This is a genomic window from Streptomyces sp. NPDC054813 (genome assembly GCF_053611365.1).
In genome coordinates, this window is the sequence record NZ_JBSHAF010000009.1 from 57,433 (window position 1) to 71,666 (window position 14,234).

At 71.6% G+C, this 14,234-nt stretch carries 12 protein-coding genes and 1 pseudogene; 8 read left to right on the top strand and 5 right to left on the bottom strand.

What is annotated here, in order from left to right; genetic code table 11:
* Positions 1–17 precede the first annotated feature (17 nt).
* Positions 18–857: an endonuclease/exonuclease/phosphatase family protein gene (locus ACWGJB_RS19545; RefSeq protein WP_453381650.1), complete on the top strand. Its 840-nt coding sequence runs from the start codon at positions 18–20 to the stop codon at positions 855–857.
* Positions 858–1,106: 249 nt separating this feature from the next.
* Here the strand turns inward: ACWGJB_RS19545 and ACWGJB_RS19550 are convergent, their stop codons facing one another.
* Both ACWGJB_RS19550 and ACWGJB_RS19555 read right to left on the bottom strand, forming a co-directional pair.
* Positions 1,107–1,874: a hypothetical protein gene (locus ACWGJB_RS19550; RefSeq protein ID WP_453381409.1), complete on the bottom strand. Its 768-nt coding sequence runs from the start codon at positions 1,872–1,874 to the stop codon at positions 1,107–1,109.
* Between the two features lie 344 nt (positions 1,875–2,218).
* Entirely contained in the window at positions 2,219–3,730 is a 1,512-nt protein-coding gene (locus tag ACWGJB_RS19555) for a CehA/McbA family metallohydrolase (protein ID WP_453381410.1), read from the bottom strand.
* 154 nt (positions 3,731–3,884) lie between these two features.
* Here ACWGJB_RS19555 and ACWGJB_RS19560 point away from each other — a divergent pair, with 154 nt between their 5' ends.
* The 3 genes from ACWGJB_RS19560 (at position 3,885) to ACWGJB_RS19570 (ending at position 8,242) form a co-directional block, all read left to right on the top strand.
* Positions 3,885–4,730 (top strand): LLM class F420-dependent oxidoreductase, encoded by an 846-nt coding sequence (locus tag ACWGJB_RS19560; protein ID WP_453381411.1) that lies wholly within the window; start codon positions 3,885–3,887, stop codon positions 4,728–4,730.
* 188 nt (positions 4,731–4,918) lie between these two features.
* Positions 4,919–7,507: a bifunctional FO biosynthesis protein CofGH gene (locus ACWGJB_RS19565; RefSeq protein ID WP_453381412.1), complete on the top strand. Its 2,589-nt coding sequence runs from the start codon at positions 4,919–4,921 to the stop codon at positions 7,505–7,507.
* A gap of 165 nt (positions 7,508–7,672) precedes the next feature.
* Positions 7,673–8,242: a hypothetical protein gene (locus tag ACWGJB_RS19570; RefSeq protein ID WP_453381413.1), complete on the top strand. Its 570-nt coding sequence runs from the start codon at positions 7,673–7,675 to the stop codon at positions 8,240–8,242.
* Here ACWGJB_RS19570 and ACWGJB_RS19575 read toward each other — a convergent pair.
* Complete coding sequence (locus tag ACWGJB_RS19575) at positions 8,235–8,735, bottom strand: DUF2165 domain-containing protein (RefSeq protein WP_453381414.1); 501 nt, start codon at positions 8,733–8,735, stop codon at positions 8,235–8,237. The genes ACWGJB_RS19570 and ACWGJB_RS19575 overlap by 8 nt on opposite strands.
* A 90-nt stretch (positions 8,736–8,825) precedes the next feature.
* Here ACWGJB_RS19575 and ACWGJB_RS19580 point away from each other — a divergent pair, with 90 nt between their 5' ends.
* Positions 8,826–11,228: a tetratricopeptide repeat protein gene (locus ACWGJB_RS19580; protein ID WP_453381415.1), complete on the top strand. Its 2,403-nt coding sequence runs from the start codon at positions 8,826–8,828 to the stop codon at positions 11,226–11,228.
* Here the strand turns inward: ACWGJB_RS19580 and ACWGJB_RS19585 are convergent.
* Both ACWGJB_RS19585 and ACWGJB_RS19590 read right to left on the bottom strand, forming a co-directional pair.
* Positions 11,190–11,381 carry a DUF397 domain-containing protein gene (locus ACWGJB_RS19585; RefSeq protein ID WP_453381416.1) on the bottom strand — a complete coding sequence of 64 codons (192 nt, stop codon included), beginning with the start codon at positions 11,379–11,381 and terminating at the stop codon, positions 11,190–11,192. The genes ACWGJB_RS19580 and ACWGJB_RS19585 overlap by 39 nt on opposite strands.
* Positions 11,378–12,189, bottom strand: a pseudogene (locus ACWGJB_RS19590) (helix-turn-helix domain-containing protein). The gene ACWGJB_RS19585 and the pseudogene ACWGJB_RS19590 overlap by 4 nt, the downstream one beginning before the upstream one ends.
* Before the next feature lie 113 nt (positions 12,190–12,302).
* Here ACWGJB_RS19590 and ACWGJB_RS19595 point away from each other — a divergent pair.
* From ACWGJB_RS19595 to ACWGJB_RS19605, 3 genes are all read left to right on the top strand, one after another.
* Positions 12,303–12,755, top strand: a complete 453-nt coding sequence (locus ACWGJB_RS19595) for an ATP-binding protein (protein ID WP_453381417.1) — start codon at positions 12,303–12,305, stop codon at positions 12,753–12,755.
* Positions 12,756–13,051: 296 nt separating this feature from the next.
* Positions 13,052–13,768 (top strand): helix-turn-helix domain-containing protein, encoded by a 717-nt coding sequence (locus ACWGJB_RS19600; protein WP_453381418.1) that lies wholly within the window; start codon positions 13,052–13,054, stop codon positions 13,766–13,768.
* A 107-nt stretch (positions 13,769–13,875) separates the two neighbouring features.
* Complete coding sequence (locus tag ACWGJB_RS19605; protein WP_453381419.1) at positions 13,876–14,223, top strand: DUF6247 family protein; 348 nt, start codon at positions 13,876–13,878, stop codon at positions 14,221–14,223.
* Positions 14,224–14,234 lie beyond the last annotated feature (11 nt).

A 14,234-nucleotide genomic window follows, 5' to 3' on the forward strand; every position in this document is an offset into this window, starting at 1 on the left:
GGTGGCCCGTGCGGATCATGACCTGGAACCTGTGGTGGCGCTTCGGGCCCTGGGCGGAACGGCAGAAGGCGATCCGCGCCGTGCTGCGTGAGCTGCGGCCGGACGTGGTCGGCTTGCAGGAGGTGTGGGCGGCCGACGGCGAGAACCTTGCCGGGTGGCTCGCCGGTGAACTCGGTCTGCACTGGGCCTGGGCCGCCTCCCCGGCCTCCGAGCGCTGGCAGCGGCGGATCGGGGAGCCGGGCACCGAGATCGGCAACGCGGTGCTCAGCCGCTGGCCGGTGGTGGAGAGTGCGGTGCTGCACCTGCCGGCGCCACCGGAACTCGACGACGGCCGCCTCGCTCTCTACGCCCGCCTCGCCACCCCCGCCCACCACGTGCCCTTCTTCACCGTCCACCTGACCTCACAACTGCACCTGTCGGCCGTACGCGGCGAACAGGTCACTGCTCTGGCCGAGTTCGTCGCCGCCCACCGTGCGGGCACCGACTTCCCGCCCGTCGTCACCGGTGACTTCAACGCCTGGCCGGACTCCGACGAGATCCGCCGGTTCGGCGGGGTCCGCACCGCACCTGTCGTACCGGGCCAGGTCTTCCTGGACGCCTGGGAGTACGCCGACCCGGCCGCCCCCTCCGCCACCTGGGACAACGCCAACCCGTATGTCAGTCCGGGCCTCGGCCCCAGCGTCCGCGTCGACTACATCCACGTCGGCGCACCGGCCGGCCCCGACGGCATCGGGACGATCAAGGGGGTGCGACGGGCCGGGGACGGCCCGGTCGACGGGGTGTGGCCGTCGGACCATGCGGCGGTCGTCGCGGATCTGGCCGAGGGCAGCCGTGCAGGCTCACTGTCCGGCGTTTGACTTCAGCAGACGGAGAAGAGCGCCGAAGGCTTCGGCGCTGACGGTGAGGACGGAGGGGGAGCGGGAAGTGGTGCGGGACGCGTTGAGCGTGATCGCACGGGGCCCGTCGGCCGGCCGTGATGACGGCCGTGACCACGATGACGGCCGTTGTCGGCCTCGGGATGATGTGGTCCGCCCAGCGGGGCACCGGGTGACCAGGGTTGCCTCAGTTCCCTGCTGAGGGCAGGGAGCACCGCACGGTCCGGAGGATCAGTAACGGTGGCCGGGCCAGTGTGGGTCCTCCCAACGATCGTCACCGGTGAGGCCGAGCAGCCGTATGCGGTGGAGCAGCTCCCCTGATACGCCGTGGGCCCGGAGCCGGGCAGGGGCATTGCGGACCAGCCAGCCGGTCAGCTCGGTGCGTGTCTCTTCCTCGTTCTCGTTCTCCCAGAAGCTCCAGGGGAGTTGGTCTCCGAGCAGGTCGTACTCCCACTTCGCCGCCGCCTCGGCCAGATGGTCGTCGGCGGGGTGGCCGGTCAGTGCTTCCCATGTGGTGAGCCACGGGGTGAGCGTGGCGGATGCCTCGGTGATCAATGCCAGGACCTCGTACGCGGGTACCGCGGGATCGGGATCGGTGAGTGTGTGGGCCCACCAGGCGTGCAGGAAGTCCCTGACCGCTGCGGCTTGCACGGGGGGCCACTGCTGCCAATGACCGCGAGCGAACGAGCGGCCGGCTTCCTCCAAGCCGAAGAGCGGCTCGACGGAGCCTTCGACGAGGGCCGTGGCGAACTGGGGCAGGATCCGGCGTAGTACGGATGCGTGGTCGCTCCAGTCGGGGGCCTGCCAGGTGCGGCGTAGGAGGTCAGGGTCCAGCTCCGTGTCCGGAACCTTGAGCTGCGCGAGTTCTTCGGGGCTGCCCCAGTGGCACTCGCAGTTGTGCTCGTCGGGGTGGGCCGTCATGCCGCCGAAGGCCGCGGCCAGGCCGTCAAGCGCGGTAGCGAGGTGAAGTCGTGCGGGGGGCTGGGCGGGGTTCGTCATGGCGTTCGCATTCAGGGACTCCGGCAGCTTCTGCCATCCGAAGATCGACAACCTACCCGGGGGATTCTCAGGGCGCCATCGACATGATGGTCGTAGGCGCGGTGGGGGCGGGTGCGGCGGGGATGAGTCCGAGTGTCTGCTGGCGTGCCCAACTTCCGTCCCTGCGCTGGGACTTGTGCACGTCACGTGAGTTGAGACGCCACGGACGGGGTGCACGGTTCATTGCCCCCGGTGCCTCAGGCGGAGGCGGTTGCACGTCCGTCTTTCACGACGGCCCCGGTGCCCACGACGTCGTCAACGCCGCCCGTCGCGCTTTGAAAGCGCGTTGAAGTCGGTGTGCTCTCTCACCGGCCCAGGAAGATCGGGTTCGTCAGGGCCGCCAGGGCGCCGGGTACCGGGCCGGCCGCCGTCTCGTGGCGCAGCTCCGCGCGCACGTACGCCGCGTACTGCGGGGTCGTCTGCCACTCGACCACGCCCGAGCCGGTCACCGGGAGCGGGTCGCTGGTCAGCAGGACGCCCTCGTCGGTGATGAAGCGGACCGTGCAGCGTGGCACCCCGGAGGCCTCCAGGCGGACGGTCACCCGGGTGTCGGCCGCCACCTCCAGCCGCTCGCCGATCCCGGCCTGCTCGCCGCGCCCGCCCGTCGCCGTGAAGCTCACCTGCACGTTCTTCGACTCGGCGACGTAGGAGCGGCCCGCGCGCAGGCCCTCCTGGACGGCCTCGCGGGTCAGGTCGTCGGCGAGGACGACGGTCTGGGGCACGCCGACGGGGTCCGGGTCGCGGTGCGCGTCGCTGTTGCCCATCGCCGGCAGCCACGCCTTGTTGTCGCGCACCGAGGCGACCAGCGTGGCGTCCCAGGCGGACAGGGCCACCTCGTCGTCGGGGGTGTAGGGGCCGTTCCACACCTCGACGGCGTCCGCGTCCCCGAACCCGAACTTCCAGGCGCAGCCCACACACGTGGCGTGCGGATGCGCCGGTACGACCAGACCGCCGGCCTTGTGGATCTGGTGCGCGAACTTCCCGAACCGGTTGTCCCGGGCCCGGTAGCGCCAGTCGACGAAGGTCCCGGGGTCCGTGCCGAGGGCGACGACGTGGCCGTTGCGGGTGGTGATCTCCTCGCCGAGCATGATCAGCAGGTCGTCGCCGGCCTGGTCCGCCCAGTGCGCGTGCGAGGAGTGGGTGTTGTGGTCCGAGGAGTTGATGAAGTCCAGGCCGGCGGCGCGGGCCAGCGCCGCGATCTCGGCCGGGGTGCGGCGGCCGTCGGAGTACCAGGAGTGCAGGTGGCAGTCGCCCCGGTACCAGTCCCGGCCCCGGCCCTTGGCCCGCTCCGGCGGGTACACCGGGCGGACGGGGGTGCCGGGCTCGCCGTACGTCAGCGTGATCGTCAGCTCGTAGGTCAGGCCCTGCGGGGCCACCGTGTAGGGGCCGAGGGCGACATACCAGGTGCCGGCGTGGACCGGGCCGGGAAGGTAGCCGGGGGTCGCGTCGTCGGCGCGGACGAAGAACTCCGTGCGCGCCCCGCCCGACCAGCCCCGGAAGCCCTTGCCGCCCAGCTCGGTGCCGTGCTGGTCGAAGACGCCGATGTCGAGGGCGTTGCCCGCGGTGCCGGCCGGGACGCTCGGCCGGTCGTAGGTGTAGGAGACCTTGATCTCGCGGACGCCGGCGGGGACCTCGACCGGGACGTACACGAAGTCCGGGCAGCCGGGCGGCAGTGTGCCGCTCACCGTCTTCGTCTCCTGGGTCCCCGGGCCCTGCCCGTCCGCCGCTGCGAAGCTCACGGTTCCCAACGTAAGGGCTGCCGCCGCGCCCGTCACGAACAGTGCGCGTCTGCCGATGCCGTGCGTGTCCTCACCCATGCCGGTGACTCTCCTCTCCCGACGTGAACTCCCATGGAAGGAAAGGGAATCCACAGGCATCCTTATGTCATGTGCATAGCTGTGTGAAAGATGGGGCGCATGATGCCGACCGGTCGGTATGGACAGATCGCGCCACCCCCGGTACAGATGGCCCATGCGCATAGCCGTCACGATCTTCCTCACCGACGAGACCATCACCCCCGTCCGGCTCGCCCGTGAACTGGAGGCACGCGGTTTCGCCGGGCTGTACCTGCCCGAGCACACGCACATCCCGGTCGAACGGACCACCCCGTACCCGGCCGGCGGCGACCTGCCCCGCGAGTACGGCCGTACCCTCGACCCCTTCGTCGCCCTCGGCCAGGCCGCCGCCGTCACCGGGCGCCTCGGCCTGGGCACCGGCATCACCCTGGTCGCCCAGCACGACCCGATCGACCTCGCCAAGCAGATCGCCACCCTCGACCACCTGTCCGGCGGCCGCTTCACGCTCGGCGTCGGCTTCGGCTGGAACGTCGAGGAGGCCGCGGATCACCGCGTGGCCTGGCGGACACGGAGGGAGCTGTCCCGGGACCGGATGGCATTGATGCGGGCGCTGTGGGCGGACGAACCGACCGCCTACGAAGGGGAGTTCGGGAGCGTACGGGCGTCGTCCGCGTATCCCAAGCCCGTCCAGAAGCCGCGCGGTCCGGTCGCCGGTCCCCGCACGCTGGTCGGCGGGGCGGCGGGGCCGAAGCTGTTCGCTCACATCGCGGAGTATGCGGACGGGTGGATGCCGATCGGGGGGCGCGGGCTGTCGGAGTCGATGCCGGTCCTGCGGGGTGTGTGGGCCGACGCGGGGCGGGATGCGGCCGCGCTCCAGGTCGTCCCGTACGCCGTCTTCCCGACCCCTGGCAAGCTCGCGCACTACGCCGAACTGGGCATCGAGGAGGTCGTGGTGCAGTTGCCTCCGGCGGGGGAGGCCGAAGTACTGGGGGCATTGGACGGTTACGCGGAGTACCTCTGAGCGGGTTGTGCGGACTTGTCTGCCGGGGCGGGGTGGTGGGCGGCCGCGGGTCGGGGCTGTATCGATCTGCGGCTGCCGCCGCGTGGGCGCGACCAGCCGCAACGCGCCCGCACCCGGCCGTGCACCGCAGCCCAGCCCCGGAACCCCCGTCCCGGCTGTACCGGCGGAGTCCTACGTATGCTCAAAGAATGACGACTTCCGCGACTCCCGGAACCGGCGGCCCCACCGAGAACTCCATGCGTCGCGCCCTCAAACGCGCCCGGGACGGCGTCGCCCTCGACGTCTCCGAGGCTGCCGTGCTGCTCCAGGCGCGCGGCGCGGCACTCGACGACCTCGCCGCGTCGGCCGCCCGGGTGCGCGACGCCGGTCTGGAACAGGCGGGCCGCCCGGGCGTCATCACGTACTCGAAGAGCGTCTTCATCCCCCTCACCCGCCTGTGCCGTGACAAGTGCCACTACTGCACCTTCGTCACCGTCCCCGGCAAGCTCCGCCGGGCCGGGCACGGGATGTTCATGTCCCCGGACGAGGTCCTCGACGTGGCCCGTAAGGGCGCGGCCCTCGGCTGCAAGGAAGCCCTGATCACCCTCGGCGACAAGCCGGAGGACCGTTGGCCGGAGGCGCGCGAGTGGCTCGACGCGCACGGTTACGACGACACGATCGCCTACGTCCGGGCCATCTCCATCCGGATCCTGGAGGAGACCGGCCTGCTGCCGCACCTCAACCCGGGCGTGCTGTCCTGGACCGACTTCCAGCGGCTGAAGCCGGTCGCCCCGTCCATGGGCATGATGCTGGAGACGACGGCGACCCGCCTGTGGTCCGAGCCCGGCGGCCCGCACCACGGCTCCCCCGACAAGGAACCCGCCGTCCGGCTGCGGGTCCTGGAGGACGCGGGCCGTTCCTCGGTGCCGTTCACCTCGGGGATCCTGATCGGCATCGGCGAGACGTACGAGGAGCGGGCCGAGTCCCTCTTCGCGCTGCGCCGCGTCGCCCGCTCGTACCACGGCGTCCAGGAACTGATCATCCAGAACTTCCGCGCCAAGCCGGACACGGCGATGCGCGGGATGCCGGACGCCGAACTGGACGAACTGGTCGCGGCGGTCGCGGTGGCCCGGCTCGTCATGGGCCCGGCCGGCAACATCCAGGCGCCGCCCAACCTGGTCGACAGCGAGTACGAGCGGCTGATCGCGGCCGGTATCGACGACTGGGGCGGGGTCTCCCCGCTCACCATCGACCACGTCAACCCGGAACGCCCCTGGCCGCAGATCGAGGAACTGACGGCGAAATCGGCGGCCGCCGGCTTCGAGCTGCGGGAACGTCTCTGCGTGTACCCGGAGTTCGTCCGCCGCGGCGAGCCCTGGCTGGACCCGCGGCTGCGCCCGCACGTGGCCGCGCTGGCGGACCCGGAGACCGGCCTGGCGGTCCCGGACGCGGTGGTCGAGGGTCGCCCGTGGCAGGAGCCGGAGGAGGTCTTCGTCGCGACCGGCCGCACCGATCTGCACACCACCATCGACACCGAGGGCCGTACCGGCGACCGCCGTGACGACTTCGACGAGGTGTACGGCGACTGGGGCGCCCTGCGCGAGGCGGCCGCCCCCGGCATGGCGCCCGAGCGCATCGACACGGACGTCCGCCAGGCCCTGGCGACCGCGGCCGACGACCCCACGAAGCTGACCGACGCCGAGGCCCTCGCCCTGTTCCACGCGGACGGTCCGGCGCTGGACGCGCTGACCAGGATCGCCGACGACGTCCGCAGGGCGGCGGTCGGCGACGACGTCACCTACATCGTCACCCGCAACATCAACTTCACCAACGTCTGCTACACCGGCTGCCGGTTCTGCGCCTTCGCCCAGCGCCGCACGGACGCCGACGCCTACACCCTCTCCCTGGACCAGGTCGCCGACCGGGCCCAGCAGGCGTGGGACGTCGGCGCGGTCGAGGTCTGCATGCAGGGCGGCATCCACCCGGACCTGCCCGGCACGGCCTACTTCGACATCGCGAAGGCGGTGAAGGAGCGGGTCCCCGGCATGCACGTGCACGCCTTCTCGCCGATGGAGGTCGTGAACGGCGCGACGCGCACCGGCATGTCGATCCGGGAGTGGCTGACCGCGGCGAAGGAGGCGGGCCTGGACACCATCCCCGGGACGGCCGCCGAGATCCTGGACGACGAGGTGCGGTGGGTCCTGACCAAGGGCAAGCTGCCCACCGCCACCTGGATCGAGGTCGTCACGACCGCCCACGAGGTGGGCATCCGCTCCTCGTCCACGATGATGTACGGCCATGTCGACCAGCCCCGGCACTGGCTGGGCCACCTGCGCACCCTGGCCCGCATCCAGCAGCGGACCGGCGGCTTCACGGAGTTCGTGACCCTGCCCTTCATCCACACCAACGCCCCCGTCTACCTGGCGGGCATCTCGCGGCCCGGCCCGACCATGCGCGACAACCGCGCGGTGACGGCGATGGCCCGTCTCCTGCTCCACCCCTACATCCCGAACATCCAGACAAGCTGGGTGAAACTGGGCGCGGAGGGTGCGGCGGAGATGCTCCGCTCGGGCGCGAACGACCTGGGCGGCACGCTCATGGAGGAGACGATCTCGCGGATGGCGGGCTCGTCGTACGGCTCGTACAAGTCGGTACGGGACCTGATCGCCGTGGCCGAGGCGGCGGGCCGCCCGGCGAAGCCGCGCACGACGCTGTACGGCGAGGTGTCGGAGGAGCGCCGACGGGCGGCGGAGGCGTCCGACGGGCACCTGCCGGAGCTGCTGCCGGTGCTGGACTGAGCGGACGGAGAGCGGACCGCAGCGGACCGGCAGCGGACCGGGAGCGGACGGGGAGCGGACGGGGAGCGGACGGGGAGCGGACCGAGCGGGCGGGCAGCGCACAGTACGATGATCCGACCCCTGTGCGAATACGTGGGGCCCTCATAACGGAGGAGATGCGTACCCGTGGCTGCCCGACTGCTGCCCTCCTGGGTCTGGGTCACCGGTCTGACGGCCGGGGCGACGGTGGCCGTCGTCTTCCTCGCCCTACAGGCCGACAAGGGGCCGCACCCCACGGCCGCGGCGGTCCGCCCGTCGGCGAGCGCGTCGGCGGGCGCCCACCCCTCCGCGTCCCCGAAGCCCACGAAGGCCCCCGCCGTGCCGGCCGCCTCCGGCACGGGCCGCCGTATCGTCTACTCGCTCGGTGACAAGCGGGTGTGGACGGTGGGCGCGAGCGACAAGGCGACCCGCACGTTCACGGTGTGGCCGGGGACGGTGAGCCCCGACCCCGGCACGTACACGATCTCCAAGACCCTGTCCGCCACGACCGGCTCGGACGGCGTCCAGATCGAGCACATCCTCTACTTCGCCTCGAAGTCGGGCCTGTCGATCGCCTTCTCCAACGCGGTCGACGGCTCGTCCCCGCCGCCCGCAGCGGGCAAGCAGACCAGCGGCATCCGCATGCACAAGGCGGACGGCGCGGCCCTGTGGACGTTCGGCACGGAACCGAACACCAAGGTGACGGTGATCAAGTAGCCGGCGACCGCTCCGGCAGCTGTACGACGACGAGCGCGATCCCGGTGAGCACCAGTACCCGGGTCGCCGCGTCGAGACCGTTCCAGGTCTTGGACTGCCACATGGAGAACCACTCCCCGCCGATGGCGATGAACCCGGCGCCGAAGAGCAGCACGAGCATCAGCAGACCGTAGGTGGACAGGCGCCGCGCACGGCCGTTGTCGCGCCGGAACCACAGCGCGGTCCCGGCGACGAGCACGAGCGCGGCGACGGTCTCCCACACGATGATGGCGACGTAAGCGGTGTTCTGAAGCCCTCTGCTGGTGATGGCCCGCCACATCAGGTCGTCGTCCTTGAACGTCGTGTCCATGGCCAGCACATGCTGGACGAACGCCTGGTTGGTGCCGAAGTCGGTGATGTTCCCCAGGGCGACGAGGGCGATGTAGAGAGCGACGGTGCCGGTGAGAAGGGCAGCGGCAAGCGAGAGCGCACGAGGCGCGTGGGAGGTGGACATGTCACCGTCCTTCCCCGCCTCACCGATGCACACCCTTCCATCGGGGCTTCTGCCAGACTCGGTGTGGGCCGGCTGCGGGGGGTGGTGCGGATGGGGTCGACACGACCGTCGATGCAGGAGCTGATCGGGCGGCGCCGGAGAGCCGGATTCGTCGGGCGGGTCGACGAGCGGGCCGCGTTCCGGCGGAACCTCGCCCTGCCGGCCGAGGACGAGCGGCACCGTTTCCTCTTCCACGTGCACGGCGACGCGGGAGTCGGGAAGACCTTTCTCGTGCGGGAGTTGGAGCAGATCGCCCGGGAGGCCGGGGCACTGACCGCGTACGTCGACGAGGACGCGGCCGGCGTACCCGAGGCGATGGCCGCGATGGCCCGTCAATTCGCGGGCCAGGGACGCCGGTTCAAGGAACTGGAGCGGCTGCTGGCCGCACACCGGGAGCGGCGGCACGAGGCGGAGGCCGCCCTGGTGATGGACGATCCGGCGGAGCCGGACGGGCCGTCGGCGGGCAGCCTCGCGATGGCGCGCGCCGGGCTGGTCGGCCTGGGGATGCTCCCGGTGGCCGGCGCCTTCGCCGCCGCCCTGGACGCGGAGCGGCTCGCCCAGGGCGCCGACCGGCTCCGGGCCCGTTTCCGCAACCAGGAGGACGTGCAACTGGTGCTGTCCCCCGAGCGGATCCTGACCCCCGTACTGCTGGCCGAGCTGGCCGCGGTGGCCGAGACCGCACCCTGGATCGTCCTCCTCCTGGACACCTACGAGCGCACTGGACCGTTCCTGGACCGCTGGCTGCACGACGTGATGACCACCGACCGGTACGGCGCCCTTCCCGCCGACGTCGTCGTGGTCACCTCCGGCCAGCACCCGTTCGACAGCGCCCGCTGGGGCGGCTTCGCCGACTTCATGACCGACGTGCCGCTCGGCCCGTTCACGGAGGCGGAGGCACGGGGCCTGCTCGCGGACAAGGGGGTACGGGACGAACCGGTGGTCGCCGAGGTACTGCGTCTGACGGGCGGGCTGCCGGTACTCGTCTCCACGCTGGCCGAGTCCGGGCCCGTCGGCCCCGGGGACGTGGGGGATCCGAGCGTCACGGCGGTCGACCGGTTCCTGAAATGGGAGCGGGACCCCGTGCGGAGAGCCGCCGCGCTGACGGGCGCGCTGCCCCGGGGCCTCGACGAGGACACGTTCCGGTCGGCCGTGGCGGGTTCCGAGGACCAGGCGGGCGCGCTCTTCGCATGGCTGAGGACCATGCCGTTCGTCAGCGAGCGCGGGGGCCGGGTGCGGTACCACGACGTCGTACGGGCACCGATGCTCCGGCTGCAGCGACTGCGTTCGCCCCAGGGCTGGACCGACCGGCACACCCGGCTCGCCGGGGCGTACGGCCGACGGCGCGCGGAGGCCGAAACCGGCCTGCGGCCCGAGGAGGTGTGGGCGGACGAGGAGTGGCGGGAGCTGCGGCTCGGCGAGTCGTACCACCTGCTCTGCGCGAGACCCCGCGCCGCGCTCCCGGCCGTGCTCGCCGACGTCGTCACGGCCTGCGCCCACGGCGAGGGCGTCGTACGACCCTGGGTGAGGCTCCTGGCCGAAGCCGGGCGGGACGCCGACGCCGAGGCGGTACGGACCCGCGGCGGCGAGCTGTCGCGGGCGCTCGCCGGGGCCGGGCTCGCCGAACTCCTCCGGCTGCTCCTCGACCGGGCCCGCGGCGACGAGCCGTGGCGGGCGACGGCATGGTCGCTGCGGGCCGACGCGCTAGCCCGGGACGGCGCGCACGAGCGGGCCATGGAGGACTACGACCGCGCTCTCGCCCTGGACCCGGACCTGGTGCGGGCCCACCGCGGCAGAGCCGTCACCCGGGGCGGGGCAGGCGACTACGAAGGCGCGCTCGCCGACCTCGACCGGGTGCTCGCACTGGAGCCGGACAACCCGTGGAACGTCATCCTGCGCGGCGAGCACCACCGGCTGGCCCGCCACCACGCCGAAGCGGTTGCGGACTTGAGCGAGGGGATCGGGCGGGACCCCGCCAGCGAGTTCGCGTGGGCCTCCCGTGGCGCGGCCCACGAACGTCACGGCGACCTCGACGCGGCCCTGGCCGACTTCGACCGGGCGATGGAACTCAAGCCGGACTACGCCTGGGCCCTCGCCCGCCGGGCCCGCGTCTGGCGCGGCCTCGGCGACCAGGCCCGCCGCCTCGCCGACCTCGACCGTGCCCTCGCCCTGCAACCCGACTGGGCCTGGGGCCGCTGCGAGCGCGGCGACGCCCTGCGCGTCAACGGCCGCGACGAGGAGGCCCTGGCCGACTACGACCGCGCCCTCGAACTCGATCCCGGTTACGCGTCGGCGTACGCGAGCCGAGGCGTGTCCCTGTCCAACCTGGGCCGCCACGAGGAGGCCCTGACCGACCTGGACCGCGCCCTCGCGTTGAACCCCGACTACCCCTGGGCCCGGGAACAGCGGGCGTACGTCCTATCGCGACGGGGCGGCGGAGACGAAGGACGCCCATGAGGCGGCGCCGAACGCCAGCCGCGCGCCGTCCTTGTCCTTGGAGTCGCGGACGTGGACGGTCACGGTCGCGGGGGATATGGCGACCTCTACGCAATCAGGGCCGTCGTTGCTGCTGTAGCTGCTCTTGAACCAGTCCAGCGCGTCGGGGGTCATGCTTCTTCTCCCAGCACTTTCTCGATGAAGGTGAGTGACTCCCGTGGCGGGAGCGCCTGCGCCCGGATCATTCCATAGCGCATCTCCAGGATCTGGACTTCCCGGGGATCACTGATCACGCGACTGTGCAGCTGGGCTTCCGAGTGCCCGAGAGTCTTGCCGTCCCGGAGCTTGAGCAGTCGGATCGGCCCGCCCATGCCAGCGTGGTCCTCGCGGTCCGTGGGCATCACCTGGATTTCCACGTGCCTCAACCTGCCTAGTCGCAGCAGGTGTTCGAGCTGTTGTCGCAGCACCATTCTGCCTCCGATCGGCCGACGCAGTGTCACCTCTTCCTGGACAAATGTGAGCAGTGGCAGGGGAACCCGCTCGAAGACGCCTCGGCGTGCCATACGCGCAGAGACCTGGCGTTCGAGCTCATCCTCCGGGTACGCGGGCCGCCGCATGGCGAACAACGCCCGTGCGTACTCGGGTGTCTGGAGCAGGCCGTGCATGTTGTGATTGGCGTAGGCCCCGAGTTCGACCGCCTCATCCTCCAACCGCGCCAGATCCCGGACCTTCTTCGGGTACCGGGCCCGCTCCACGTCCTCCTTCATGGACGAGACCTTCCCGCCCGCCCCGACCGCGTCATCGGTCTTGTCCAGGAAGTCCGGCTTGGGGATCCGTCGCCCGCGTTCCACGGCCGACACCATCTCCTCGCTGTAACCGATGGCCGTGCCGAGTTCGGCCTGCCGCATCCCGGCGGCCTCCGCCACACCTTGATCTGCCGCCCGACCGCCCTGAGTACGGCCTCGGCCTCCTCGTCCTCCACGGCCGCTCCCTCCGACGTACGACCCGTACGGCATCGACCGACACCCGGACAGTCACTCTCTGTGCCCGGTGTATCGCTGTTCAGAGTAGAGAGCCGCGGCCACGCTGGGTGACATGAACCAGAAATCCCTCCCGCGGGAGGTCCCGCGAGAAGTGACGGCCCCCACGCGCCACTTCACGGTCCAGCTGTCCGCGACGCGCAGGGGTGCCCGACTCGCGCGGCTGCTCACGGAACGCCAACTGGACGACTGGGGACTGGCGTACGAGGCGGCTGTGCACGTCGTGGCCGAGCTGGCGTCCAACGCCGTGCTGCACGGACGCGTCGTGGGACGGGATTTCAGGCTGGGGCTACGGCTGCGCCCCGACCGCATGCTCCGTATCGAGGTGACCGACGCCCGGGGCGACCGCGTCCCGTGCGCCCACGATCCGGTGACCGCCGACGCGAAGTCGGGCCGGGGCCTGCTGATCGTGACGGCGTACGCGGACCGTTGGGGCGTGGAGGAGGCCCCGGCCGGGTGCAAGGTCGTATGGGCGGAGCTGGGGGCGCCGGGTCGCGGGAACCCATGACCTGGTCGTTCCCGACGTCAAAAGACCAAAGAACCGGGGAAAGAACCCAACCCGCCCCTACCGTCCCCGTCGATCACCCGCCGGAGTGAATATGCCGAACTCGGCTGGCGCGGAGGGGTAGTTGTGCGGCAGCGTCTGCGGCGACAAGTCCAGACATACTTCGGCCCTCGCGGGGACTGCCATCCCACTGCGAGGGCCTGATCACCCAGGAAGCGAGACCCTTCCCGATGACTGCCAAGCAGCCTAGCGGGCCCGCGCCCGCGAAGACCCGGCATTCCCACTCCGGTGTCATCCACGTGAATGAACCTCACACCGAGAACTTCACGGTGGTCGGCAATCACCTCCTCCAGCACCCCGAGCTGTCCCTGATGGCGATCGGCCTCGCGGCGCACATCCAGTCGCTGCCCGCCGGGGCGTCGATCGGGATCAAGACGCTGACGGCGAAGTTCCCCGAGGGGGAGATCCGGATCGCTGCCGCGCTGCGGGAGCTGGAGGAACACGGATACCTCACGCGTGCCAGGGAGCGTCTTCAATCGGGGCAAGTGAGGACCCGGACGACCTCGTACAACAAGCCGAACAGGTCGCGGACCGGACCGACGTCGACTCCGGCTCCGGCTACCGAGCCGAAGGCCCCCGCCCCGAAGACCCCGGCCGCCGCCCTCCTCACCCGCCTGCGCACCTACGACTCCCGCCTGCTGCTCTCCGAACGGGACGTACGGCGGCTGGTGCCCGAGGTCTCCGCATGGCTGGAGCGGGGCGTGCCCGCCACCGTCGTGGAGCGGACCCTGACGACCGGCCTGCCCCAGGACCGGATCAAACAGCCGGCGGCCTTCCTGGCCCACCGCCTCACCAACCTCCTGCCCCCGGCCATCCCCCTCCCGACCGCAGCCCCGCCCGCGTCCCCGGCCCTCCGCCGGGACCCCTGGCAGACCTGCGACGGCTGCGAACGCGCGTTCCGCGCCGCTGGCCCGGGGCGGTGCCGGGACTGCCGCGCCGTCGGCGCGGCGGCCTAGGAAAGGGGATGTGAGAAGTGAGCTTTATGACAAGCGCCGCCAAGGCGTCACACCGTCGGCTGCCCGGGTACCGTACGAGGACTGAGCCACCCGCACCGGAGGCCACAGTGAGCGCCCAGACCGACGGTCCGATCGAACCGCTGATCCCCATGCCCGAACTCACCCCGGACGCTCTAGGGGCGGCGGTGGCGCGGATCACCCCGAGTCGTGTCCCGGCCCTCACCCAGCACCTCTTCGAGGCTACGACGAACGCGCAACAGACGCAGAGCCTCGCGCCGCTGCGCGCCTTCGTGCACTCGTGGGCCGTTTTCGTGGCGATTCAACGTCACCCGGAGCGCGCAGCACGCCTGCACGAGCTGGAGCGGCTGGTGGACGAGGGGGAACAGGATCCGACGGCCGCCATTGCCGAGATCCGGATGATCTGGGAGGCAGCCGAGGCGGAGGCCGGCCTGTGACGGACTGGGCC